Raw genomic sequence first — 23,132 nt, forward strand, 5'->3', positions numbered from 1 at the left:
CAGGGAGTATTTCCATAAGGGACTTAAATTATATATTCTAAATTTAAAGTATTAATTTTTAAATAAAGAGGTCAATTATTTTAGTGTTTTCTACATCGATTAAACCCTTATCTGTTAATTTTAAAGCCGGACTGACTGGTAAAGTATTAGTACAGAGTGACATAATTATATTATAATGATTATAACCTAAATGTTTTAATGCTTCAGTAACTTTTTTTAGTTTTCCTCCAGCTTTTATTGCTGATTCTTCAGTAAGAATACCAGCTACTGGAAGTTTAAGCTTTGCAATAATTTTTCCATCTTCAACTACTACTATTCCACCTTGATCTTTTATGACTTCATTAGCAGCCATTATACCATCTTCTTTATTATGAGCAATCAAATAAAGATTATGATGGTCATGGGCATAAGTTGTAGCTACTGCTCCTCTTTTAATTGTCTCTCCACCTATTAATGCTCTAGCTATGTTACCATTTTTGCCATGACGTTCAAATACTGCTGCTAGAGCATAGGGTGAGTCTTCCCAGTTTAATGTAACTTCTTGTTCTTGCAACTGATTAACCGTTAAATTAACATTTTTTTCTTCAGTATAGGTATTATCAGATTTAACCTGAATTAATCTACAGGTAACTTCCTCATTATCTTTATAACTTTCCGGAACTATTATATTCAAATCCTCACTATTTATGCTTTTTAATTTAACACTATTATAAAAATATTCTGGAAAACTGCGCTTTGAACTAAACAATTCAGCTTTTTCTGTATTTTGAGATTGATTATCCTCATGCAAAATATCAGTCGAGCTGAAAACCAACCTTCCATCCTTATAAACTTCAGCAATCTCAAATTCCTCAAGGCTATCAAGGACTATAAAATCTGCCTTTTTGCCAGGGGTCAGACTTCCCCTGTCGTTTAAATTCATTCTTCTAGCCGGAGTATACGTCGCCATATGAATAGCTTCAATTACTGGCAGTCCATATATTATCGCTTGACGAATTACATTATCAAGGTGGCCTCTATCAATCAGATCATCGACCATAATATCATCAGTTACCAGGGATAGATTATCATAAATGTTATGTTCATTTATAAATTCAATTAATTTTCTATCTAAAGTCTTCTCTTGAATCTCAACAAACATACCATTCTTAACTCTGGCTTCTAGTCGATCAAGGTTTTGAAGCGTATGATCAGCAGTAATACCTTTTCTAATAAAGCTAGCAAGTTCATAACCTAAAAGCGAAGGAACATGTCCTTCTATAATGTCATTACCTGACTTTTGCTGGTAAACTTCGATTAGTTTATTAATTTTACTATCAGGCTCATAAAGAACTGCATTATTATTCATTACCTCTCCCAGGCAAACTATATCCTCATAATCTAAAAGCTCTTTTAATTCTGAAATAGCTATCTCTGCACCTGAGGTCTCTAACTGATTACTAGTCGATGGTACTGAACTTGGAATTCCCCAGAATATATCGACCGGCGATTCTTTTGCACTGGCTATCATTTCTTTAATCCCCTCTAAACCAAAAACATTAGCTATTTCATGGGGTTCAGCCACTATTGAAGTAACTCCATGTTTAATAATAGCACTGGCAAAGGGGATTGGAGCCAGCATTGAACTCTCAATATGCATATGAATATCAATCAATCCTGGGATTACATATTTGCCATTAAGATCATAAGTATTTTCAGCTTTAATACTTGCCATTACTTCTGCAGGCAACTCATCTATCTGACCAATAAACTCTACCTGATCACCAATTATCAATAAATTTCCAAAGATAAATTCTCTGAAATGTGGGTTATAGATTTTTATATTTTTAAATAGTTTCCTGGTATTTTGTTCTGTCAATAGTTCCACCACTTCCTATTCCTGTTAATTAAAGCTACTTCTTATCCTGTTCAGCCAACTTATAGATGGCTTCCAGGGCAATCTCGATTGATTCCTGTTCAGCTTTAGCAAATAATTCTTCTTTTTCAGCAAGAGTTGGCTGTTCTGGTAAAAGTATATTAGAATCTGTGCCAACTATACCTCCGGATCTTACACCATGAATTCTAGCCAGAGTATAGATTGTAGAACATTCCTGTTCCGAGCATTTCACATTATATTCTGTTAGAAGTTCATTAAGTGCTGGGTTTTGCTTATAATATGCATCTCGAGTATAGCTGGTACCAATATGTAGTTTGCGACCTTTATCTTTAACAGCCTCAATCAAAGCTGCAGTTACATAGTGGTCAGCTACTGCTGGAAAAGCTGAATCTACATATTCTTTACTAGTACCTTCTCCTCTAAATGCGCTGTCAACAACAATGACATCGCCAATTTCTATATCTGGTTGTCTTGCACCACAGGATCCAACCCTGATAAAAGTATCAGCTCCGACTTTAATCATTTCTTCTAATGCTATTGAAGTTGAAGGTCCACCTATTCCTGTTGAACAGACAGTTACATCAACACCTTTATACTGACCGTTATAAATTAAATATTCCCTGTGTCTAGTAACAAGTTCTTTATTATCAAAATGATCTGCAATCTTTTCAACCCTTTCAACTGAACCAGGTGTTAAGACATAACTTGCTATATCACCTTTTTTACATCTAATATGTTTTTGAACTTCTTCCATTTATAAATTACCTCCTTGATTTCTATTATCGAATCTTTCTTTAGCAAAATGGCATGATACCTGATGGCCTGATTCTATTTCTTCTAAACTTGGAACTTTTTTAGAGCAAATTTCCTTTGCATAAAAGCAACGTGGATGAAAATGACAGCCTGATGGCGGATTTTTAGGTGATGGTACTGACCCAGATAGAATTATTCTCTCCTTATTTCTTGTCTTTTCAGGATTTGGAATAGGTGTTGAAGAAACAAGCGATTCTGTATATGGATGAATCTGTTTTTCAAAAACCTGATCATTTGTTCCAATCTCAACTATTTTACCTAAATACATAACCGCTATTCTATCCGCCACTGAACGAACTACTGTCAACTCATGACTGATAAATAAAAAGGCAAGGCCTCTTTCGGTCTGAAGCTTTTGTAAGGATCTTAAAACTTGAGATTTAACTGAAACATCCAGTGCAGAAACTGGTTCATCAGCAACAATAAATTCTGGTTCAGTTGCAAGCGCCCTTGCTATTCCAATTCTCTGTCTCTGCCCACCAGAAAGTTCATTAGGGTATTTACTTAAAAATTTTTCAGCTGGCTTAAGACCAACATCATTTAATAACTGAAGTATTCTTTCTTTAATAGCCTGCTTATCATTTTTATCCATTATTCCTGAACAGGTTAGAGCCGATCGCATTATATTAGCAATATTCTTTCTAGGATTTAATGAAGCTTTACTATTTTGAAAGACCACCTGAACTTTCTGTCGATATTCTTTCCAATCCTTGTCTTGAAAATCAGACCTTGATTTATCTTTATAGATAATGTCCCCAGAAGTTAAACTCTCGAGATTGAGAATTAGTCGTCCTGTAGTTGTTTTACCACAACCGCTCTCGCCAACTAATGCTAAAATTTCACCTGGAACTATCTCTAATGATATATCATTAACTGCTTTTAAAGACTTTTTATAACCAAAAAATGAACGGTCATAAGGAAATTCTTTAGTTACATTATTTAGTTTTATTAATGGAGATGCTTTAGTATTCATATAATCACCCGATTATTTTATTTATAAAGCCAGCAAGCAACTTCATTATCAAAAAATGGAGGCAACTCTTTTTTGCATATTTCCATTACCTCCGGGCATCTTGGATTAAATCTACAACCATTTGGAAGTTCTGTAAGATTAGGTATACTCCCTTTAATAGGTTGTTCTATTTCTTTTTTTGAGCTTTGCATTGAAAAAGCTCCTTTTAAAAGACCTTTAGTATAAGGATGCTTAGGTTCATTAAAAATTGAATAAACATCATTTACTTCAACAACCTTACCTGTATACATGATATAAACATAGTCACTAATATCAGCAATAACCCCTAAGTCATGGGTTATAATTAAAAGTGTAAAATTCTTTTTCTTTTGAAGTTCCTTTAATAAATCAAGTATTTGAGCTTGAATTGTTACATCTAAAGCTGTGGTTGGCTCATCAGCTATAACTAATTCTGGATCACAGATAAGAGCTGAAACAATTCCAACTCTCTGAAGCATCCCTCCAGATAATTCATGTGGATAACGATCTATAATATCCTTTGAAAGTCCAACCTCTTCAAGACTTGATAAAATTCTATTGTCTCGATCACCTATATTGTGAGCTTTAAGTTCTTCTTTAAGTTGCTTTCCAATCTTAACAACTGGATTAAAAGTAAGAGAATAATCCTGAAAAACCATACCAATTTCATTGCCTCTAATTTTTCTCAATTCTTTTTCTTTTAACTTAAGTAGATTTCTTCCTTTAAAATTAATCTCACCATCTTTGACTCTTGCTGCAGAAGTCGGGAATAGATTAAGAATTGAATATGCTGTCATTGATTTACCACTACCACTTTCTCCTGCAAGACCAATAATCTTTCCTTTAGGAACAAAGAACTTTTCTATTTCAACTGGTTTAATAATTCCATTAGGAATTTTAATTTCAGTTGTTAAATTCTTTATTTCTAACAGATAATCTTCATATGAATTAATGTTTTTCATTAGTTAATACCTCCAGGACAGAACTTCTAATCACTTTGTAGCACCGGATTAGTTGCTTCATTAAGACCATTACCGACTAAGTTAAACCCAAGAACTGCCAGGGAAATTGCTGCTCCCGGAAAAACTGACATCCACCAGGCTCTTCTCAAATAATCCTGGGCTAAACTTAACATACCACCCCAGCTCATCATATTAGGGTCACCTAATCCAAAGAATCCTAGACCTGCTTCTAAAAGAATAGCTGTTGCTATATTAAGGGTTGAAACAACAATAATTTGGGGCAGAACATTTGGTAATATCTCAATAAAGATTAATCTAAAATCACTCATACCAATTACTTTTCCGCTTTCTACATATGGCAAACTACTATGAGAGAGGTATTCACTCCTAACTAATCTTGCCATTCCTGGCCAGCTTAAAACTCCAATTACTAATATTAATCTATTTAATCCTGTACCAAAGAATGAGATTACAACAAGAGCTAACACAAATCTCGGTATTGTCATAAACAACTCTGTTATACGCATTAATATGTTATCTATCCAGCCACCATAATAACCGCTTAAGGCTCCTACAATGATACCAATTATTGTACCAGTAAATGCTGCAAGAATACCTACAATCAAGGATACTCTGGCACCCCAAATAACACCACTCAGTACATCTCGACCAAGATTATCTGTTCCAAGTAAATGTCCTTCTGTCCCAGGTGGTTCAAATCTCAATCTTGAAACTGACCTGGGGCTATGTGGTGCAAGTACTGGAGCAAAAATAGCAATTATAATAATTGCTAAAACTAAGAACATACCAATTATAGCTATTTTTTTACGGCTAAAATAGTACCAGATTTTTTTTATTTCTGAGCTACCTAAATTATCTTCTGCCAATTAAGTTCACCTCACTCTTGCTATGTTTAAATTTATTCATATTTTACCCTGGGATCTATATAGGCGTATAATAAATCAGTTAATAATGTAACTATTATTACAACTATAGAAACTATTAATAGTATCCCAATCAATGTCGGATAATCTCTAGCCGATATCGAAGTATAGAGTAACCTTCCCACTCCTGGCCAACCAAAAACTGTTTCAACAAGAGCTGAACCTGCTACTATAAAAGTGAAGTGGTATCCTATTATAGTGACAATCGGCATTAGTGAATTCCTGAGCCCATGTCTAAATAATACATTCTTAGAACTAATGCCTCTAGATCTAGCTGCAAGTACAAAGTCTGAACTTAAATTTTCAATCAAACTAGTCCTTGTTACCCTAGTTGTTAATGCAATATATCTTAAAGATAATGCTAACATTGGTAATATCATATGAATCATTCTATCCCAATAAAATTGAAATCCAGAATAATCAGCCCTAATCGATTGAAGTCCTCCTGATGGAAACCATCCTAGCCAGACTGCAAAAACTAAAATTAATATCTGACCTGACCAGAAAACAGGTATTGAATAACCTATTGTGGAAAATGCAACAGCAATATTATCAATAATTGTATTTTTATATCTTGCTGCCAATATTCCAAACAATACTCCAACAATTGTTGCAAAAACTATTGTTGATATCATAAGAATCATTGTTCTAAGAAGTCTACCTAACACTAAAGTCAACACAGGCACCCTATAATTAAATGAAAAACCGAGGTTACCTCTAAAAACATTTCCAATATATCTTGCCAGACGAATAAATATGTTCTGATCAAGCCCAAATTCCGTTCTCATCTGCTCGGCATATTCAGCAGGTACTGGAAATTCTCCCACAAGAGCTGTAATTGGATCACCTGGAGCTAAATTAATCAATAAAAAGTTTATGATTATTATTGCAATTATGAGAGGTATAGCCTGGGCAACACGCAATAAAGCGTATTGCCCTAAGGTTCTACCTCCGCTATTACTAGAACTCATTTAATAGCAGCCTCCTTAATATAGTGGAGTTTATTGAGCCCACCAGACTTTATCTAGTCTGCTCCTAACATCAAGGCCCTGTCTTAATCCTCTTAAATTAACATCATTAACATCTACAGACTCTTCTTCATAAAGTACTAATAAAGGTACATCTTCACTTAAAATTCCCATGGCTTCTCTGTACTTTTCTTTGCGTTCATCATGGAATGGAATAGAAGCAGCTTCTCTAAGAATTCTATCTACATCTAAATTAGAATAACCAGTAGCACTAACAAATGGAGTTCCGAATTCTTGAGTTGTATAGAGTCTATGGTAACCAACTGCTGGGTCTCCACCAGAAGTAAATGATTGAAGGGATAGATCATAATCTCTATTTTCATAAACATTTTCAATCATTACTGCTCTTTCTTGAGTATCAATTGAAAGATTAATTCCTATCTGGCTATAAAGATCCTGCATTATCTCTGCAGCACCCATTAAGTCATCTCTATTAGGATCTACCACTACTGAAATATCAAGTTCATCAACACCAGCTTCATCAAGTAATTCTCTGGCTTTATCAAGATCAAATGGATAAAGATTACTATAATCATATTCTTCAAAATAAGTTAAATCGAATGCGCCACCCATTGGGCCAACATTATAATCACCAAGACCTTCTTGGGTTAATTCAATAATCAATTCTCTATCTGTTGCATGCATTAGAGCCTGTCTAACAAGTGGATCACTTAATTCAGGATGCTCAAAATTAATGAAGGCAAACCATAATGCAGGAATTCTTACACCCTGCCACATTTCAAAGTTAGGATCATCCTGAAATCTTGGAATTTCAGCTCGTGGGAAATAAAATCCCCAGAGATAATCAATCTGACCTGTCTCTAAGGCAGAGATTCTAGAAGCTGAGTCAGGTATTATATTAAATAAAACTCTATCTAAATAAGCATTATCATCAAAATAATTTTCATTTCTTTCAAGTACTATCCTATCTCCTCTTTCCCATTCTACAAACTGGAAAGGACCAGTACCAACTGGTTCTACTGTTATATCAGCTTCGGAAATATTATCAAGTTCATCTTCCAATAAATGCTTTGGCATTATAGGAGCATCATAAACTTCTAGTGAAACCAAAAAAGGTGCATAAGCTTCTGTTAATGTTATTACTACTGTATTATCATCAGGTGTTTCAATATCTTCAATGAATTCATGAACATCCTGGAAACGACCATGAAATTCTGGCAATACTTCTTCAAAACTAAACTTCACATCTTCACTAGTAAATGCTTCGCCGTCATGCCAGGTTATATCTTCTTTTAAATGAAAAGTAAATACGGTATTATCTTCTGAAACATCCCAGCTCTCAGCTAGTTGTGGCTGAGGAGTGCCATCTTCTGCTCTCCAGATAAGACCACTATATACATTTGCTGTTACAGCTGCTACAGGATAACTTGTAGTAATTCCAGGATTAAGATGATCAGGATTTTCACCAATACCAATTACTAAATCTCCGCCTTCTTGAGGAGTCTCTGCTCTAACTGAGCCAAAACTAAATGCAAAAACTAATGCTAATGTAATAATGAAAATTGTTTTTAAATTCTTCTTCATTTTTATCCCCCTTTTTTAATTAAAAAATCAAATTATACTGATTCATAAATAATTTTAGATAGCTATTACACCCCCTTAATTAAATGAATATAAGTCTGTTCCCTATTCATTCATATGATCATTAAATTACACTTAACATTTACCAATTATAAAAACTACTTTTTACTGAAATAGTTTTATTATCTAGTTCTCAACATCCTGATTTCAAATTTATCATGACTAAAATAACTTTTTGAGAAAAAAATAAATTCACCATTTGAATTATAATTATACTGTTTCATTAATAACAAAAGTGAATTCTTAGGTAATTTTAATTTTTCTTGAAGAAACCTATCACTAACTAATGGTTTAATTTTTGCTTTTGAATTAGTGATATAGATATTATGATTTTTATCAAGGGTATCCAATAACGAACCATTAAAGTTTTTTTTGTTCATAATCTTTTTCTGATTTAACTTTTCATTCAAAATATAATCTATATTAAAGATAACCGGAATTTCATCTGCTAGTCTAACTCTTTCAATTTTAATAAATTTTTTATTTTTTAAATCTTTTTGGTTTCTGAGTTTAAATTCATTATTTATTTCTTCATAATTAACGTGATTTATTTTTAGTTCATCAGTATTTGGTGTAAAGCCTCTTTCTTCAATAATATTAGTCACACTGGATAATTTTTCAATCCCACGATCAAAATGATCATTGTCAGAATTTATAAAAGTTCCTACACCATGTTTTCTTATAATAGTTCCTTCTTTTTCTAAATCTCTTAAACTTTCTCTGACAGTTACTCGACTTGTATTCAGTTGTTTAGCTAAACTTTCTTCTGATGGAAGTCGAAGATCATCATTGTTTTCTAACATTAATTTTCGATTAATTATCTGACGAATATCTTCTTTAATTTTTAAATATTTCATTGGATTATCACCTATGCTTTATGAATTTTTATTAGACGTTAGACGACTATCCTTGTAAATATCTTACCATAGTAAAGTAATGCTGTAAAGCTAATTTTTAAATTTTTTTGAATATTAAATAAAACCGGCAACTTTATTAAGAGTTGCCGGTAATTTATTAAAAGCTATATTATTTTATAATGATTTTAAATTTAATTTACTATCCATTAAATGGCACTAATTCTTTTTTTAACTTTCGAACTCCTCCTCTTGGATCATCAATATCTCCTTCATATCGAGGTATTAAATGAATATGAAGATGCATTACTGTTTGCCCTGCTGCTTCATCAATATTAACACCAATATTGAAACCATCTGGATTATATTTTTCTTCAAGATAATCTCTGGATTCTTTTAATAAGTTAAACAAACATAAAATTTCTTCATCGGTTGCTTCAAAAAAATTTGAAAAATGCCGTTTAGAAATAACCATCATGTGACCTTCATTAACAGGGTATTTGTCATAAATCGCAATAGCATGTTCATTTTCCATCTCTACTCTATTCTCATCTAAAGTGCAAAATCTGCAAGAAATTTTAATCACCTCTCTATTAATATATTAATTTTAAATCTTAATTAACTATTTCGATAATATAACTTAAATTCCTGCTAAGAATTCTAAATACATGATATACTTTGGCTTTCATTTTTAATATCAAAAAGCAATTAAAGAAAATTAAAGTCTATTTTAATACAAAAATAAAAAACTCTAATATTAATAAATCTATATTAAATAAATTATTAACTACTACTTAAATTATGAAATGATTTGCTATCTTTAGGGCTTATTTTGGTATTCTGCTATAAATGATAATATCTCTCTGACAGTGTAGTCCCGGGATGACATGCAGGCTGTGCACCTTAAATCTGTCAGGGCCTGCATGTCTCTTTCATCTCCATGCTCTTTATAATGCATGACTTCGATATACAGAAATTCTGGCACCGGTTCTTGATTGAAATCACCGCATACTTTGCATTTAAATATCATTTTATTATCCATTGCTTATCCTCCAGTTAGCTTCTCTTTTATGATTTAATTCTTCTTTAATTGTCTGGATGTATTCTGCTGGCAGCTGATGCTCCCTGGCGCCGTTTAAGATATACTCCTGATACCAGTCGGCTACTTGAAGGTCATTACTGGTATAATCTGAGATATAGGTGATGGCTTTTAACTTCTTGGAGCCGGCCTCAACTCTGACTTCTTTTCTCTGATAATTGCCTTCATAGAGATCCAGTGTGTTAAAGTGATCTGGCTGCAATTTGTAAACGACACCATAGACATGGCTCTCTGGATCATATTCCAGATTGGCATAACCTGTATTATCTCCGCCTATCTTATTACAGGCAAACCTGTAATTATTGAGCCTGGCGGTTGTTACTGACCTGGCCGAAGGTATCCTTTCTTTTAATCTTCTGCTGCTCATATTTGAGCCATAGGCAAAATAATATATCTTAATCTACCTCCTTCCAGTTTCCATTTGGGATTAATTTTGATCTATCATTTATTTCAGAGTTATAAATATAGGTCCAGGCCTGATGGTTTTTGCCTGAATTGATTTCTTTAACCTTTATTAATTCCCGGCGATAAAAATCTGGATGGCCTTCAAGTATATCCATACTTTCCAGTGCTTCTTTTTGGTGGGCTTTATCGATTATGATTAGCTCACCTTTAACCTGGTCTTCTCCCTCTTTTAATGCTGGAAAAGCTCCAAGGTCAAATAGTTTTCCCTGAGTTGTAGCTGCTTTTAGATCTGTTACATATGGTTTTATCAGTCTGTGATTGCCATAGCCCTGCATTAATGTGCCATAGACAAATATTTTTATGGTGATCTCCTCCTTTAAGGCTTGAACCTTGAGTTAGTTTTGTTTAAAGCTGATCAGCTTTATAAATAATTGTAAATATTTTGTTATTTATTATGTATATATTACCATAAATTTAATTTAATTTCAATATATTTGTATATAATTTTATATTTTTAGGTGATATCACCTATGTATTAGCTGGTTAAAGGAGCAGAATAAGGGCTGGATTTGTGGCTAAAAACTTTGTGAAATTTGCTTAAAGATACCGTTTGGTCACCGTCGGGTAAGGAGGGGGCATAGAAAAAGCCAGGACAGACTGTCCTGGCGTGATATTTTATGATTATATTAATATAAGCCTGGCGACTTTAATTCATTCAAATATCTGCTAAGAGATATTGATTAAACCAGGCATAATATTATCAGGGTCATATTTTGATTTAATCTTCTTTAAACGTTCCAGATTATCGCCATAGGCAGACCTCAGTACTAATTCTCTTTTATCAAGATCTCCAGTGATATTAAGGTAACTACCTTCACCGGCTAATTTCTCTAATTCGCTGTGAAATGACCGGGCCCAGGAAATATTGGCTTCAGATTTATCAGAGCCATACCAATTAGATTGAATGGCCACCATATAAGGGTATTTGCGATTGTAAAAAGGAGTGGCTTCAAGAGGAACGCGACTCATAGAACCATCTAGAAAATAAAAATCTGTAGTTGAATCAGGAGATGGCTGCTTTTTTACGTATTTTTCAATCAGATCAAAGACTTCATCATTAATTTCGTCCAGATAGATAGACTTCCAGTAATAGAGTTTTCCAACAGGAAAGTTAGCATCTAGAAGCTGCTGGAAATCTTTAAAAGGTAAAGGAAAGCTTAGATCAGCTATTGGCTCAACTATTGATTGTAGTGGGCCTGCAATTTCTTCTGCCTGATCCTGAGAACCAAAATAACAACCAAAAAGAATCAAGGACGGTCTCCCCTGGTCCTCTTCAGCAATCCCAGGCATAGCAGGTGCTCTGCCAAAGTCAGCAATCAGCATTAATTCTTCTGGTGCTGAAGACATATAATCTCTAGCGAAAGCCATAACCTCTTCGGTTTTTTCCAGCGGGTAAACTGTTATAACTGCTGAGATCGGATCACTTACAGGATGAAGATCAAATTCAAAGGCTGTAACTACCCCAAAATTACCTCCTCCTCCTCTAAGTGCCCAGAAAAGATCAGGGTGGTTGTCTTTTGATGCTTTGACTAGTTCTCCGTCAGGGGTGACTACCTCGATTGATTTTAGATTATCAATTGTCAGTCCATGCTTTCTAGTCAACCAGCCCATACCTCCGTGGAGGGTAAGGCCTGCAACCCCTGTCTGAGAGACTACTCCCAGTGGTGCAGCCAGGTTAAACGGGGCAGTTTCATGGTCAACATCACCGAGAAGGGCACCGCTTTCCACCACAGCTGTTTGTTCTTCTGGATTCACATGGACACTGCGCATCTTTGAAACATCAATTACCAGCCCTTGTTCTGCAATTGCTGCTCCAGAAACATTATGGCCACCAGCTCGGATTGAACTTTTCAGCTGGTGTTCCTGAATAAAATTAACAGCTGAGATAACATCTGCAGGACCTTGAGCACGAACGATTAGTGCAGGTTTCTTATCTATCATACCATTGAAGATTTCTCGAGCTTCATCATAGCCCTCATCTCCCATTTTCAACAAGTTGCCTTTTAGCTGATTGCTTAAATCGGTCAGAACTTCATCATCAAGCTCAATCATTTTCTCATCAAGAGTTTTTATCTTAACCTGCTTCATTAAAATTCCTCTCCCTTCAGTTTTGAAAAAATTAGTCATAATTAACCTATACCGAGATTCTATCAGCAGGAGACTAATTCGAACCATTTAAACAATCATCTAAATCAGGCAACCCCAGAAAAGGTTTACAACCTGGGGTGATTTGATAATAATAGCTGAACGTCCTCTGTCCTGACAGAACATATAAATCTAAATTAATAATCAACATGGCTGCAACAAAATTATTAAAAGTTTATTTGTTGAAAATTATCTCCTTCCAATTTAATTGAAGCCTTATTAATAACTAATACTTGTTAAAGTATAGCATATTTATCGAGTTTAATCAATTAGTTTTTTTAATTTTTTAAAAACTAATTAAATTAAAATACCATTCCTCCGGGAGGAAGGCAGAGCTGGCCGAGACATGCTCTGAGGCGATAAATAAACCGACTTCATCATTTTCTGCCTGGACTCCAATTGAGAGCTTCTCGTTAATCTTTAATTCATCTAAGATAGTTTCAATTTTTTATTTTCCCCCTTTTGAATTTAGGCTTAATAACTTCTGTTCTATGGTTTTTTTGATTTCATATTTTTAATTTCAGGTCTATTATAATACTTCAGCTTTTAGTAATTTTATCCTGCAATGATCCTATTTTAATTATACAATAAATAAGAATTTAATTAGTCTTTATAAAATATAAAACCGCCTTACGGCGGCCTTAGTTTAAAACTTTCTCAATTAGACTCAGCTTGCAAAAAACTCTCATAATTAAAATTTATTTGAAATCTATCCACTTTGAATCATTCTTGGAACTCTCAACGCATTTTTCAATGAATTTAACTCCTCTTAACCCTTCTTCTAGCTTAGGATAATCAAAATCAGAAGGGTCTATACTGTCCTTTTCTTTCTTAGCCTGGACTGCAGCTGCAAAATTACTGTAAATATTAGCAAAGGCCTCAAAAAATCCTTCTGGATGACCAGCCGGAATACGAGAATTCTCTTGGGCTTCGTCCCCTAAATATTCATGCCCCCGTGAAAGCATTCTTGGAGCCTCATTCAATTTTGTAAATTTTAAAAGATTTGGATTTTTATGATGCCATTCAAGCGATCCTTTTGATCCAAATATTCTCAACTTCAAGCCATTCTCATTGCCAATTGCAATTTGAGATGCCCAATACATGCCGCTTACCCCATTATTATATTTAATCATAACTCCACCGTTATCATCCAGTTTCCTGCCTTCTACAAAGATATCTAGATTAGCACTCAATCGGGAAATCTCACAACCGGTCATGTAACTAACTGTATTTTCAATATGACTGCCAATATCAGCAATACAGGTAGATATGCCTGCCTGATCAGGATTGGTTCGCCAGGCCGCCTGCTTGTTATCAGCTGGAGCTGCCAGCCATTCATCAGGGTACTCGCCCATAATCATTCTGAGTTCGCCTAATTCTCCCTCTTTGATCAAACGCCTTGCTTCTTTAACCATAGGATATCCTGAGAAAGTATACGAGACACCAAAAAGCGTATCGGTTCGATCGGCCAGTTCCTTCAATTCTTTTGCTTCAGCCAGAGTTGTAGTCACTGGCTTATCACAGAGTACATTTATTCCCTGCTCCAAAAAGGATTTAGCAATTGGATAATGGGTGTTATTCGGGGTGGTTATTGAAACAAAATCGATACCATCATCCCGAGAAGCTTCCTGTTTCGCCATTTCCTGAAAATTATCATAAAGCCTGTCTTCATCCAGACCCAGATCTCGTCCAATAGAAAGGGTCTTATCGTAATCTTGAGAAAAACTGCCAGCAACCAGTCTGGCAGTATTGTCAAGTCTAATTGCCCGGCGATGAACATCTCCAATGAAAGCTCCTGGTCCTCCACCAACCATGCCATACTTTAAACAATTATTTTTCATGATTTACCTCCTGTTGAGATATTTTAAAACTATAAAGTTAACTATTTGTGCTCCATACTACTTTTTGATAAAATATAAGTGACAGGATGGAGTGCGCTGCGGTTCTCTTTTTAGGGGTAAAATTACATTCTCATCATTGGAATATCAATGACATCCTGCTATAATAATATTATTTTGGAATTGGATATAGTTTTCCTCCATCTGTTTTAATATATTTTTTCAGTTGGGCTTCTTCTGAATTGGAGAGTTCAAAAGAACTATTCTCATATTTTTTGATTATTTTTAATCCTAAATCTAACATCCTTGGGTCTCCTGGGCTTAATGCAGTATCAATATCCTTTGACAGGGTAAACCTTAAGGCAAGTTCAGCTAATTCATCATTATCATAAATAGGTTTATACCAGGTGTTATATCTATTCTTTTGTTCCTCTGGATTCCACTGCCGCTGAGCCAGTGCTTTTATAGCTAAAATACCTTTCTCTGTTTTTCTGGCTTCTTTTATTACTTTATCCCACTGATTTTGATTGTACCAGTAATTCCAGTTAACAGGCACCATTATAGTGTCAAAATCAAATTCTTCCATTAATTTTAGTGCTGCCCATTCACTATGGGCTGAAAAACCGATATAATTAATAATTCCTTCATCCCTGGCCTCTATGATAGCTTCTAGAGCCCCGCCTTTTTTTAGAGAACTATTTAATGATTTTTCATTTGTAACCTCATGCAGTTGATAGACATCAAAATAGTCTGTTTTTAGCAAATTCAATGAATTCTCAATATCTTTCCTAACTTCTGAAGCTGTTTTGTCAGGCTCAGTTTTACAGGTTAAGATAACATCTTCTCTATGAGATTCAATAGCTTTTCCTAATTTTTTTTGTGAAGTCCCATAAGTAGGTCCAACATCAAATAAATTTACTCCAGACTCAATAGCTTTAGTAACAGTTTCATTAGCTTTTTCCTGTAATAATTGATCTAACATGATACCTCCAAAAGATAGAATGGAAACTTTAAGGCCTGTTCTTCCTAGAATTCTATAATTCATATTATCCCTCCTGAAATTAATTAGTTACATCCAATTTAAATATTTTTTCAAAATAATTTATCTTAAATATACTTTGTGAAATTTGCTCAAAGATACTACTTGGTAACCGTCGGGTAACCGTTAGGTCTTTAGCTTAAAACTTCTGATTAAGCCGTTATTTTTCTTCTTTAATCTTTCTATCTGCTTCTGCTGGCTATTAATTAAATTCTTTAGGTAAGGCATTCAGTAGAAAGTTTAAAGCATTCTCACCCATAATCATTCTTATATTCTTTTTTGAGAAGCCCTGCTCTAGAAGTTCCTCTGTAATATGCACCATGCCTGTAGCATCAAAGGGAGTGGTTACAGCCCCGTCAAAATCAGAGCCTAGAGCTACATGTTCTACCCCAACTAAATCAGAAACGTACTTGATACAATTCACTATCGACTCTACGCCATTTATGCCGACTGCTGTCTCCCAAAACCCAATCCCAATCAGTCCTCCCTTATCAGCAATCTTCTTTATTTGTTGATCTGATAGGTTTCGATTATTATTCAGACAACCTTTAACTCCTGTATGGGATACAATTACCGGTCGGGAACAAATTCTCAGGACATCTTCTATTAATTTTGAAGAGGCATGAGCTAAGTCGATAATCATATTCAATTCTTCGATTCGTTTTATTGCTTTTCTGCCAGACTCAGTTAAGCCCCCTTTTTCAACGCCATGGACAGAGCCGCCTAAATTGCAATCGGTTAAATGGGCTATGCCTATAATCCGGAAGCCCTGGTTATAAAGCTCATCAATATCATCATTGATATTGTCAATTATATAGGCTCCTTCAAGGGCAAGAAGTCCGGCAGTAATATTGGTTTCGGCCCTACACCTTTTAAAATAGTTTTCCAGTTGATTTGATGTTTTAATGATTTCAAAAGTATTTTTTGATTTTAATTGAATCTCATGCAGCTTATTGCTCTGATACAGTGCCCTGTTTTTCTTGCTATACCAGGTATTTATGGGCCAGTGCATCATAAATGCAAGAAAACCTGAGATTGCGAACTTTTTAGTATTTCTTTCTATATTCGGGTTAAAGGGGATAAGTGTTGGTGTAGCAAATACCTGGAGTTTGACATTTCCTTTAATTAGCCTTGGTATATCAACATGGCATCTTGAATTGCTCTGAAGAAGACTGCGGCAGGAAAATAGGGAGTCGGCATGAAGATCTATAATAAACAGCGTTGAATGAAAGTCTCTGGCATCTTTAGACGCTCTGTAATCAAATTTTTTGTTGATTTTATTGATTTTATTTTCAATGAAAGGTATATAGAGTGGAGCTGATGAATATATAATGACCAATAATATTATTATAGCTATTACTGTCATCTGGCCCATATTTAACACCACCTTCCCTATGAGGAATGCCAGGACAGAATGTCCTGGCGTTATATCACGATTATATTAATATGGACTTAAGAAGTTAGCGATTTCTTAAAGTTAGTAATCTCTTGAATTTATAGATTTATTAGATTCTAGAGATCGATTACATTTCCGCCTAGTCTCCTGGCTGTCTCTGGATCACAGGTGCTAAAGATAATCTGATATTTGTCCTGGAAGTTTTTAATTAGTTCAATTGCTTTTTCTGTTCTTTTTGGATCTAAATTAACCAGGCAGTCATCAAGGATTATAAAGCCTGGCTTATCTGCGAAGAGATTATCATATAAAGCAAATCTTAAGGCCAGGGCGACACTGTCGTAGGTTCCAAAGGATAAGATATTCATATTTACTGGCAGTTTTCTCTCGGCATCTTCTTTAATTATTTCGATATCGAAGCTGTCATTGATATTGCTGGCCTGGTAATTTCCTGCTGTTAAGGTATTTAAATGACAGCTGAATGAATTGATCAGCGGCTCAAATGACTTCTCGTCCATTTCTGCCAGTGTTTCAGAGAATGCTGCCTCTACCTTTAATAAACGCCTGGCTCTATCTTCTAAGCTATTGAATTTCCGCTCTTTATTTGCCTGGTTTTCTTCTAACTCCTCTAGAGATTCATCAGGCATAGTTTCCTGTATTTCGATTAATTCCTGATTCTTTTCGTTCTGAGCTTTAGTTTTACTCTCTTTGATCTTCCTTAAGTCTTTTAGCTTCTGCCTGAATTCATCTTTTGTCTCAAATTCTTCAGGTAATTCAGCCAGGGCTATCAGTTCTTTATTTATATCATTGATTTCAGTTTCCAGGGTTGTAATTTCTGACTTTAATTCCTCCAGGCTATTGTATTCTTCTTGCCACTCGGCTATTTTATTTTCGCCGGTTTTAATCTTAATCTTTAAGTCACTGATCTTATCATCTTTTAAGGTTTCGATTTCTTTTTCAATTACATCTACTTCTCTGATAGCGTCAGGAACTTCAATCTTTGCATACTCTTCTTTTAATTCTTCAAGGCTATTGCTATCTAATAATTTATCTTTTTCCTTTTGAGCCTGCTCAATATCTCTTGCCAGGTCATTTTTAAGTTTAAGTTTTGCTCGGGCTTCTCTAGAGTTACTGATATCTAGAGCCTCTAATTCAGTTATCATTTTATTATATTTTTCTCTGGCTGAATCATAATTTGCTTTTAGCTCTTCAAAATCGATTTCGGCAGAACTAACTTCAAGATCAATATCTTTGTTATGGATTCTTAGAAAGCCATCGGCTTCTATTTCAGAACCAGCTGTAATCTCTTCTTCATCGCCAACACCTCTGACAACTCTGGTACTGGAAGATGATTTGATTATTTTAGCCTTTAATTTGCTGGCTGATAATTGGGCATCGATATTGGAAATTTTTGATTCCAGGTCTGCAAGTTCTTCAACTCTGGCTTCATCTATTTCTGCATACTTTTCTTTTTCATTATTTAATTCTTCTAGTTTGGAGTTAAGTTCAGCTATTTTATTGAGCTTAGCTTCTAATTCTTCTTTTTGCTTTAATTTATCATAATCGGCCTTTTCCTGATTTAACTGCTCTAACTCCTTATTAAATTCTTCTAGCTTTTTATTCTGTTCTTTAATTGCTTGATTTAACTCTGGCCATTTAGTTTCTATCTCATTTAAATCTTCAAATTTCTCCTCTTTTCTTTTTAATTCTGGCTCTAATTCGATTCTTTTATTGATATCATCTTCTATTTCGCTTAATTCATCTAGTTTTTTGATAGCTGTTTTTAATTCTGCTTCCAGGGTTTCTATCTCCTGGTTTATTTTCTGCAGTTTTTCTTCGCCATTCTCAGCCCATCTGATTTTTTGCTTGACTCTTTCTTTTTCTATATAGGCATCGTATATTTTACCAGTTCCGACTTTATAGGGATTATTGACGTCTCGATCAGTATTTTCTGGCTGCTGTCTATCTAAATCCCATCTGGCTAAGAGATCATCCTTTTCATTTTCAATTTTGGCCTTGATTTCATCGGTAACTATGCCGTCCATCTCCATAACAGCTTTTCTTAAGAAGTTATTTACGGTGCTTCTGACATCAGTATTTTCGGCAATTCTTTTGACTGCAGCCTTGACATCGCTCTGTTTGACAAAAACGATATTATCATAGGTGCTCTCGCCATAGAGCAGTATGTCATTTAAGGTATTATCTATTTTATCTAAATCATCAATCATATTTCCTGTTGGCAGTTCAAGGAGCACAGAGGGATTGTTTCTGCTCCATTTCTTCTCTATTCTATATTTATCGCCATCATCTTCGATAATTAGATTGCCATGGATGTATTCTCCATCTGGATAAGGGAGAAACTTTTTATTGAATTCTTTATCTTTTTTAGTGCCTTTTTTAATTTTAGGATCATTGAATAGGGTGGCAAAAATACCATTGATAATTGTGCTTTTACCGGCCTCATTGGGTCCTAGTAATACATTGAGGCCATCTTTAAATTGGATTTCTTTATCGTTGATACCTGCGAATATCCGGGTATTAAATTTTTTAAGCTTCATTCTGCACCTCCTTGATCAGTTCATAGGCCAGGTGGAGTGATTTTTCATCATCTTCCAGCCTGGTCAGGAATTGATAGGGGAATGAACCTGCTGTAAATTTATCTTCAATTTGATCATGATTTAGCTTGATATAGAGGTCGTCATCTTCAATATCAAGATAGCTTAATTTAAACTTTAAATCATCGTAAAAGCTCTGGCGCTGGTTATAGGTTGCTTCATCAATGCCACCTGTTAAATTTAAGCGGACTATTTTGTTTTCTGGCTTGCCGGCAAGTAGCTCATCTTTAATGGCTTCAAGATCGCTTTTATTATTGATATTTTTCTTGAGATCAAAGAATCTAAATTTGCCTGTCTTGAGTTTTTCTGCAGAGGTATGTTTATCATCTTCTAAAGTGATTTTCCAGGCAAAGCCTTCATGTTTGCAATCCAATCCATCTGGCTCCGGTGTGCCACTATTAAAAACTTTTTTACTGGCAGGTGTATCATTTTCTGGGTACTGGATGTGGCTGTGGCCTAATAACCAGAGATCCATATCTATTGATAATAGTTCATCGACTGACATTTTAAAATATTCATCAGTTAGATCCGGGGAAATACCTGCGAGGGCTCCATGGGCTACTCCGATTGTAAATTTGTTGTCATCTTCCCTGTCATAATTTTTGATCCAGTCGAGATTGTTGGAGCTTGAATGTCTGGAATCACAGGGAGCTGGATAGACTGTTAAATCAAGGCCGTAATCGCTTAGATTATAGGGCTCAAATTTGTTTAATAAGATCAGCCTTTTTGTGGCCTTTCTTTCAAAGGTTCTCCAGACGTTATCCTGGCCGATATCATAGTCGTGGTTGCCTGGTAAAAATAGGATGGCATCGCCTTTGAAGCGGTCGAAGATATTGACTGTTTTTAGGATTAGTTTTGTATTAACCCGGGTATTATTGAATAAATCTCCGGCCACAACTATGAGATCGCAACTTTCAGTGTTGGCCAGCTCTACAATCCTTTCTAGCACCTCTATGCGGGCCTCTTTTAGCTGTTCTTTGACTGAGGCAGGGTAGCTATTAAATTGCATACCCAGGTGAATGTCGCCGGTGTGTAAAAGTTTTAATGGCATGGTGGGGCCTCCTTGTTGAGTGATTATAATTTATTTATCTTTTTAATTTCTGATCCACTGTTCATCTACAATCTTATCATTTTTAACGGCAAACTTACAGACAGGTAACTGACGAAATTCTTCCAGGTTGATGCCTGTGCTTTCCAGGTAGTCCATAAAATCTACTGGTTTATATGGTGGTAATGACCAAAGACATTTTGAATTAACTGGATTTATGTTATTAATACTATATTTCACCATTTACTAAATTTATCCTGCCTTAATCCAATAATTTTTCAGTTATGATTATATGACTTATTAAAATTTAAATTATTAGATGACTTTTTAACAGTTGAATAAGTGAAACCCTATCACAGACAGTTAGAGTTTAAAAAAGCTGAGGTTTTATCCTCAGCTTTTCAAATTAGTATTTATTATTAAATGTTATCTGGCGTTGGAATATTGTTATCCTGCCATTGTAAATATGGGTAACTGGAACCTTCATCTATTTCCCAGATATCATTAAAATCCCATTCTGGTTCAAATGTGTCCTGCTGCATCATTTCTTCTGTAGATTTAGAAATTGCTTTATTTTCATCATTTTGTTCGGAAGTATCTTTGTCGTAATAGCTATATTCAATAATGTGGTCATTATTTCCACTGAATCCACCATTATTGTTACCTTCATCTACTTTTCCTGCTGAAAAGCTGTTTGTTATCTCTCCTCTATTTTCACCTGAAAGACCTCCAAGAGGACTTTCATCGCCTTCAGACAATACATTTCCTGTTGCATAAGAATTATCAATCTTTCCATCCTCCCCCACAAAACCAACTAAGCCACCTGCAACGGAATGTTCATCTTGATCCTGAAGTAATTCAACATTTACATCTGCAAAAGACTCTGATATATTTCCATTTAAAGTGCCTGCTAACCCTCCAAAATGACCGCCATTTTCTACTAAACCATAAACTTCTCCTAAAGCATAACTTCTAATAATTTCCCCATTTGAACCACCTATTAATCCTCCAACATCACTTTCACCTGTTATTATTCCTTTAGCAAAACTATCAATTATCTCACCTTCATTAAATCCTCCAACTAAACCACCAATTTGTTCTTTTCCTTCTACATCTCCTGTAGCATAACTATTTTCTATATCACTTTCATTAAAACCAACAAGACCTCCAACATTATTGTTTCCTTCTATTTTCCCATTTGCATAGCTATTTTTCACAAGACTCTCTTCAAGTCTGTTAGAACCTACAATTCCACCAACATTGTTACCTTCAGCAGATATATTACCATAACTAACAGAGTTATTTACTTCTCCAGCATTATTAGTACCTACTATCCCGCCAGTATTAGATAATAATGGTCCATTCTCTTCTATTACAGAGCCATCACTTGTTATATTAACATCTGCAGTTGAATCTAAAATCTCTCCATCATTATTTGTACCGGTAATACCTCCTACTGCAAAATTAGATTCTATATTACCCTCAACATAACAATTTCTAATTATTGATCCATTTTCAATTCTGCCTGTAACAATTCCTGTATTTCCATTTGATTTTATTTCTGCATCAGTGAAATTTATATTTGTCACTTTAGCATTTTCAATAACTGAAAAAAATCCAATTCCAGAACCTGGAACTATATTTTCATCATCATAATATTCAAATTTAAGATTACTTATTTTATACCCTCTACCATCAAGCTGACCGATGAAACTAATTGAAAGCCATCTCTCTTCATCTTCATCCCACCAATAATCACCAATTGGATCCCACTCGTCATTCTGGTCATAATTTAGATCTATATCTTCGATTAAGATAAAACTAGCATCAAGATTCTCTCTAATATTATCTAGCTGAATAGCATTTTTTATTAAATACGGTTTGTCCTCAGTTCCTTCCCAGCCAGCATAGCCATCAGCATTAGTTTCTCCATCATATTCTTCAATGAATATTGCTCTGATTTCTTGATCTGAGCTTACTAATACCGAAGTGCTTGATTCTTCAGGGTTCTGGACACCTTCGCCTTCCCACTTATAAAACTCCCAGCCATTAGCTGGATCAGCTGAGATTTCAACTGAAGAGTCTTCATCATATTCTCCATCAAGTTCAGGTAAATCACCTTCTCCTAAGTAATCGAAACTTAATTGATATGTTTCTGGATCTGGGCTGGTACCATCTGAAGACGACGAATCACAGGCAGCTAAAGTCAAAGAGATAAGTACAACAAAAGCCAGCAAGACAATGAGTTTCTGTTTTTCAGAAAATCTTTTGAGCATTTTTTTACCCCCTATTATAATTTTTATTTAAATCTAATAAAATGAGGTTTCCTCATTTTATTAGTGTAATTAATTTTAATTTTGTGACATCTTTTATTAAAATTTTTGGTTAAATTATGTAAATTGAGAATAATAAGCTTGTTA

General features: G+C 34.6%; 20 protein-coding genes. All 20 read right to left on the bottom strand.

The window, feature by feature from the left end; genetic code table 11:
- Nucleotides 1-58 precede the first annotated feature (58 nt).
- Nucleotides 59-1,858, bottom strand: a complete 1,800-nt coding sequence (locus I0Q91_RS03340) for an adenine deaminase C-terminal domain-containing protein (RefSeq protein WP_270452860.1) — start codon at nucleotides 1,856-1,858, stop codon at nucleotides 59-61.
- A gap of 34 nt (nucleotides 1,859-1,892) precedes the next feature.
- Nucleotides 1,893-2,630: a nucleoside phosphorylase gene (locus I0Q91_RS03345; protein ID WP_270452861.1), complete on the bottom strand. Its 738-nt coding sequence runs from the start codon at nucleotides 2,628-2,630 to the stop codon at nucleotides 1,893-1,895.
- Nucleotides 2,631-3,662: an ABC transporter ATP-binding protein gene (locus tag I0Q91_RS03350; protein ID WP_270452863.1), complete on the bottom strand. Its 1,032-nt coding sequence runs from the start codon at nucleotides 3,660-3,662 to the stop codon at nucleotides 2,631-2,633.
- Between the two features lie 17 nt (nucleotides 3,663-3,679).
- Nucleotides 3,680-4,642 (bottom strand): ABC transporter ATP-binding protein, encoded by a 963-nt coding sequence (locus I0Q91_RS03355; RefSeq protein ID WP_270452864.1) that lies wholly within the window; start codon nucleotides 4,640-4,642, stop codon nucleotides 3,680-3,682.
- 26 nt (nucleotides 4,643-4,668) lie between these two features.
- Complete coding sequence (locus tag I0Q91_RS03360; protein ID WP_270452865.1) at nucleotides 4,669-5,529, bottom strand: ABC transporter permease; 861 nt, start codon at nucleotides 5,527-5,529, stop codon at nucleotides 4,669-4,671.
- 32 nt (nucleotides 5,530-5,561) lie between these two features.
- On the bottom strand, nucleotides 5,562-6,557 hold the full coding sequence (locus tag I0Q91_RS03365; protein WP_270452867.1) for an ABC transporter permease: 996 nt from the start codon (nucleotides 6,555-6,557) through the stop codon (nucleotides 5,562-5,564).
- A gap of 30 nt (nucleotides 6,558-6,587) precedes the next feature.
- Nucleotides 6,588-8,159 (bottom strand): ABC transporter substrate-binding protein, encoded by a 1,572-nt coding sequence (locus tag I0Q91_RS03370; protein WP_270452868.1) that lies wholly within the window; start codon nucleotides 8,157-8,159, stop codon nucleotides 6,588-6,590.
- A gap of 179 nt (nucleotides 8,160-8,338) precedes the next feature.
- Complete coding sequence (locus I0Q91_RS03375) at nucleotides 8,339-9,073, bottom strand: GntR family transcriptional regulator (protein ID WP_270452869.1); 735 nt, start codon at nucleotides 9,071-9,073, stop codon at nucleotides 8,339-8,341.
- 199 nt (nucleotides 9,074-9,272) lie between these two features.
- A complete protein-coding gene (locus tag I0Q91_RS03380) occupies nucleotides 9,273-9,656 on the bottom strand; it encodes an HIT family protein (RefSeq protein ID WP_270452870.1) in 384 nt (127 codons plus the stop codon).
- Between the two features lie 234 nt (nucleotides 9,657-9,890).
- Nucleotides 9,891-10,112: a hypothetical protein gene (locus I0Q91_RS03385; RefSeq protein ID WP_270452871.1), complete on the bottom strand. Its 222-nt coding sequence runs from the start codon at nucleotides 10,110-10,112 to the stop codon at nucleotides 9,891-9,893.
- Nucleotides 10,105-10,569 (bottom strand): gamma-glutamylcyclotransferase family protein, encoded by a 465-nt coding sequence (locus tag I0Q91_RS03390; protein WP_345790944.1) that lies wholly within the window; start codon nucleotides 10,567-10,569, stop codon nucleotides 10,105-10,107. Before I0Q91_RS03390 ends, I0Q91_RS03385 begins: the two co-directional genes overlap by 8 nt.
- Entirely contained in the window at nucleotides 10,565-10,942 is a 378-nt protein-coding gene (locus I0Q91_RS03395; protein WP_345790945.1) for a gamma-glutamylcyclotransferase family protein, read from the bottom strand. The genes I0Q91_RS03390 and I0Q91_RS03395 overlap by 5 nt, the downstream gene beginning before the upstream one ends.
- A 358-nt stretch (nucleotides 10,943-11,300) precedes the next feature.
- Nucleotides 11,301-12,722: an FAD-binding oxidoreductase gene (locus I0Q91_RS03400; RefSeq protein ID WP_270452872.1), complete on the bottom strand. Its 1,422-nt coding sequence runs from the start codon at nucleotides 12,720-12,722 to the stop codon at nucleotides 11,301-11,303.
- A gap of 755 nt (nucleotides 12,723-13,477) precedes the next feature.
- Nucleotides 13,478-14,620 carry a Gfo/Idh/MocA family protein gene (locus tag I0Q91_RS03405; protein WP_270452873.1) on the bottom strand — a complete coding sequence of 381 codons (1,143 nt, stop codon included), beginning with the start codon at nucleotides 14,618-14,620 and terminating at the stop codon, nucleotides 13,478-13,480.
- A gap of 169 nt (nucleotides 14,621-14,789) precedes the next feature.
- Nucleotides 14,790-15,662: an aldo/keto reductase gene (locus I0Q91_RS03410; protein WP_270452874.1), complete on the bottom strand. Its 873-nt coding sequence runs from the start codon at nucleotides 15,660-15,662 to the stop codon at nucleotides 14,790-14,792.
- Between the two features lie 196 nt (nucleotides 15,663-15,858).
- Nucleotides 15,859-17,031, bottom strand: a complete 1,173-nt coding sequence (locus I0Q91_RS03415) for a dipeptidase (protein ID WP_270452875.1) — start codon at nucleotides 17,029-17,031, stop codon at nucleotides 15,859-15,861.
- A 137-nt stretch (nucleotides 17,032-17,168) separates the two neighbouring features.
- Complete coding sequence (locus I0Q91_RS03420; protein WP_270452876.1) at nucleotides 17,169-19,607, bottom strand: AAA family ATPase; 2,439 nt, start codon at nucleotides 19,605-19,607, stop codon at nucleotides 17,169-17,171.
- Complete coding sequence (locus I0Q91_RS03425) at nucleotides 19,597-20,715, bottom strand: metallophosphoesterase family protein (protein ID WP_270452877.1); 1,119 nt, start codon at nucleotides 20,713-20,715, stop codon at nucleotides 19,597-19,599. The genes I0Q91_RS03420 and I0Q91_RS03425 overlap by 11 nt, the downstream gene beginning before the upstream one ends.
- 42 nt (nucleotides 20,716-20,757) lie before the next feature.
- Nucleotides 20,758-20,955, bottom strand: coding sequence for a hypothetical protein (locus I0Q91_RS03430; protein WP_270452878.1), 198 nt, complete (start codon nucleotides 20,953-20,955; stop codon nucleotides 20,758-20,760).
- Between the two features lie 176 nt (nucleotides 20,956-21,131).
- Entirely contained in the window at nucleotides 21,132-22,988 is a 1,857-nt protein-coding gene (locus I0Q91_RS03435; RefSeq protein ID WP_270452879.1) for a GLUG motif-containing protein, read from the bottom strand.
- Between the last annotated feature and the right edge of the window lie 144 nt (nucleotides 22,989-23,132).

The sequence above is a fragment of the Halonatronomonas betaini genome, from assembly GCF_015666175.1.
In the GTDB taxonomy this organism is placed as follows: Bacteria; Bacillota; Halanaerobiia; order Halanaerobiales; family Halarsenatibacteraceae; genus Halonatronomonas; species Halonatronomonas betaini.